Below are 3,089 nucleotides of genomic sequence, written 5' to 3'. Positions count from 1 at the left end.
GGGGCGGTGGTGGGTTTGTCCTTGTCGTCCGCGTCGGTCTCGTCGGTCCCGTCGTCCTTGGCGCCCTTTTCGTCCTTGTCGCCCTTGTCATCCTCGTCGCGGGGCGTGCTTCTGGCGGCCTTTCCGCCCTGGGCCTTGTCGCCCGGGGAGTCGTCGGAGTCGGCGGAGGCGCCGGAACCGTCGGACTCACTCCCGCCGGAGCCGGCGGGCTGGGAGAGGTCCGCTTCCCGGAGCTTGGTGGCGTAGACCTCCGTGGCGCGGTCGTCGTCGCTGACCGCGCTGTCGTAGGAGACGACGCGCTCGAAGTCGATGAGGAGACGGTGGGAGGCGCCGGACGACTCGACCTTCCAGCTGCAGCCCACGCGCCGGTCGGTGTCGTAGGTGACCGTGGGGGTGCCCTCGTACGCCTTCTCGCGCTGTTCGGCGTCCATCTCCTTCAGGCCGGGCAGCATCGCGTCGAGCGTGCCGGGCTCGACCTCGCCGCAGGGCTCGGGGAGGGTGCGGTACTTGCCCGGTTGGGCGGGGGCGGCCGAGCTGCCGGTGTCGCCCGGCTTGGAGTCGGCGGACTCGTCGCCGCCGCCGGAGCCCGCGGTGCAGCCGACGAGCAGCGCCGCGAGGAGCGCGGCGATACCGGGCACGTAGACCTTCCGCTGCACCGTGAGGGCTCCTCTCGAGGGGATATTCGGTTGCCGCTGGTGGGCGACCGGTGGACACAATGTCTATCGCACGCGCTGCCGTGGACGCCGGTCCGTTATCCCTTTCGTTGACCTTGGCTCCGGTATTTGCGCTTCATGTGCTTCTAGGCTTGTAGTAAACAACGGGGGAATGAGGACGATATGTCGTACGTAGAGGTTCCTGGGGCGAAGGTACCGATCCGGATGTGGGCCGACCCGGCGTCGGTCGAGGAGTCGGCGATGCGCCAGCTGCAGAACGTGGCGACGCTGCCGTGGATCAAGGGCCTCGCGGTCATGCCGGACGTCCATTTCGGCAAGGGCGCGACGGTCGGCTCGGTGATCGCCATGGAGGGCGCGGTCTGCCCGGCGGCGGTCGGTGTCGACATCGGCTGCGGTATGTCGGCGGTCAAGACCTCGCTGACCGCGAACGACCTGCCGGGGGATCTCTCGCGGCTGCGGTCGAAGATCGAGCAGGCGATTCCGGTGGGGCGGGGCATGCATGACGACCCCGTCGAGCCGGGGCGCTTCCACGGGATGGCGACCGCGGGGTGGGACGACTTCTGGTCCCGCTTCGACGGGGTCGCCGAAGCGGTCAAATTCCGTCAGGACCGGGCGACGAAGCAGATGGGGACGCTCGGAAGTGGAAACCACTTCATCGAGTTCTGTCTCGATGAGGCGGGTTCGGTATGGCTGATGCTGCACTCCGGTTCGCGGAACATCGGCAAGGAGCTGGCCGACCACCACATAGGCGTGGCCCAGAAGCTCGCGCACAACCAGGGCCTGGTCGACCGTGACCTGGCCGTCTTCATCGCGGACACCCCGCAGATGGCGGCGTACCGGAACGACCTGTTCTGGGCGCAGGAGTACGCGAAGCACAATCGCGCCCTCATGATGGCGCTCTTCCAGGACGTGGTCCGCAAGGAGTTCAGGAAGGCGAAGGTGACCTTCGAGCCGGTGATCTCCTGCCACCACAACTACGTCAGCGAGGAGCGGTACGACGGGATGGACCTGCTGGTCACCCGCAAGGGCGCGATCCGGGCCGGCGGCGGTGACTTCGGGATCATCCCGGGCTCGATGGGCACGGGCTCGTACATCGTGAAGGGCCTCGGCAACGAAGCGTCCTTCAACTCCGCCTCCCACGGCGCCGGCCGGCGCATGAGCCGGGGCGCGGCCAAGCGCCGCTTCACGGCGAAGGACCTGGAGGAGCAGACGCGGGGCGTGGAGTGCCGCAAGGACTCGGGCGTCGTGGACGAGATCCCGGGTGCGTACAAGCCGATCGAGAAGGTCATCGATCAGCAGCGTGACCTCGTCGAGGTCGTGGCGAAGCTGAAGCAGGTCATCTGCGTGAAGGGGTAAGCGCGGGCCGCCCGGCCGCCGTGGGGGCCGGGCGATCCGTCAGGCGCCGCCGCCGTCGCGTTCCTCCGCGTGGCGGGTGCGGGCGGCGGTGAGGGCCTTGTCGAAGTCGCGCTGGGTGTCGTCGCACCAGTGGAGCAGGTCGGCGAGGACGCGCTGGAGGGTCTCGCTGGGGCTGTCGCGCCAGCCTTCGGCCGAGAGCGTGTACGCCTGGAGGGCGTCGGCCGCCCGGCGGGAGGCGGCGTCGCGGGGCGAGGTCTGCATCAAAGCTCCCTGTGCACCTTGGTGTTGGAGGCCTGGGCCCGGGGGCGGACCACCAGCAGGTCGATGTTGACGTGGGGCGGGCGGGTGACCGCCCAGGTGATCGTCTCCGCCACGTCGTCGGCCGTGAGCGGCTCGGCGACGCCCGCGTAGACCTTCGAGGCCTTGTCGGAGTCGCCGCCGAAGCGGGTGAGCGCGAACTCCTCCGTCTTGACCATGCCGGGCGCGACCTCGATGACGCGGACCGGGGTGCCGACGATCTCCAGGCGGAGGGTTTCGGCGAGGACGTGCTCGGCGTGCTTGGCGGCGACGTAACCGCCTCCGCCCTCGTACGTGCCGTGCCCGGCGGTCGAGGAGAGGACGACCACCGTGCCGTCGCCGCTCGCGGTGAGCGCAGGGAGCAGGGCCTGCGTGACGTTCAGCGTGCCGATGACGTTCGTCTCGTACATCTGGCGCCAGTCGGCCGGGTCGCTGGTGGCGACGGGGTCCGCGCCGAGCGCGCCGCCCGCGTTGTTCACCAGGACCGCGATCTTCTTGAACGCCGTCGCGAAGGTGTCCACCGCCGCGCGGTCGGTGACGTCCAGTGCGTACGCCATCGCGTCGTGCCCGGCGTCGGTCAGCTCGGCGGCCAGCGCCTCGATACGGTCCTTGCGGCGCGCGGTGAGAACGACGCGGTAGCCGGCGGCGGCCAGGCCGCGGGCGGTGGCGGCACCGATGCCGCTGCTGGCGCCGGTGACGATCGCGATGCGCTTGGCGGCGGCGGTCATGGTGCGCTCCTTGGGCTGGGGGAGGTCAAGGGGG

3 protein-coding genes and 1 pseudogene are annotated in these 3,089 nt (G+C 70.0%); 1 reads left to right on the top strand and 3 read right to left on the bottom strand.

What is annotated here, in order from left to right; genetic code table 11:
* Positions 1-656: pseudogene (locus GKQ77_RS30790) on the bottom strand (DUF3558 domain-containing protein); the annotation flags it as partial.
* 180 nt (positions 657-836) lie between these two features.
* Here GKQ77_RS30790 and GKQ77_RS30785 point away from each other — a divergent pair.
* Positions 837-2,030, top strand: coding sequence for an RtcB family protein (locus GKQ77_RS30785; protein ID WP_219692400.1), 1,194 nt, complete (start codon positions 837-839; stop codon positions 2,028-2,030).
* A 39-nt stretch (positions 2,031-2,069) separates the two neighbouring features.
* Here the strand turns inward: GKQ77_RS30785 and GKQ77_RS30780 are convergent, their stop codons facing one another.
* A complete protein-coding gene (locus tag GKQ77_RS30780; protein ID WP_219692399.1) occupies positions 2,070-2,291 on the bottom strand; it encodes a hypothetical protein in 222 nt (73 codons plus the stop codon).
* Positions 2,291-3,055, bottom strand: coding sequence for an SDR family NAD(P)-dependent oxidoreductase (locus GKQ77_RS30775; RefSeq protein ID WP_219692401.1), 765 nt, complete (start codon positions 3,053-3,055; stop codon positions 2,291-2,293). The genes GKQ77_RS30780 and GKQ77_RS30775 overlap by 1 nt, the downstream gene beginning before the upstream one ends.
* Positions 3,056-3,089: the final 34 nt, after the last annotated feature.

The organism is Streptomyces anatolicus, from assembly GCF_019400875.1.
Classification (GTDB): Bacteria; Actinomycetota; Actinomycetes; order Streptomycetales; family Streptomycetaceae; genus Streptomyces; species Streptomyces anatolicus.
Note: the sequence above shows the minus strand (reverse complement) of the source record. Positions and strands in the feature narration are given on the sequence as shown.

Excerpts from the sequence above, each read along its gene's own strand:
- GKQ77_RS30780 (WP_219692399.1), bottom strand. The coding sequence starts at position 2,291 with ATGCAGACCTCGCCCCGCGACGCCGCCTCCCGCCGGGCGGCCGACGCC.
- GKQ77_RS30775 (WP_219692401.1), bottom strand. The coding sequence starts at position 3,055 with ATGACCGCCGCCGCCAAGCGCATCGCGATCGTCACCGGCGCCAGCAGC.
- GKQ77_RS30785 (WP_219692400.1), top strand. The coding sequence starts at position 837 with ATGTCGTACGTAGAGGTTCCTGGGGCGAAGGTACCGATCCGGATGTGG.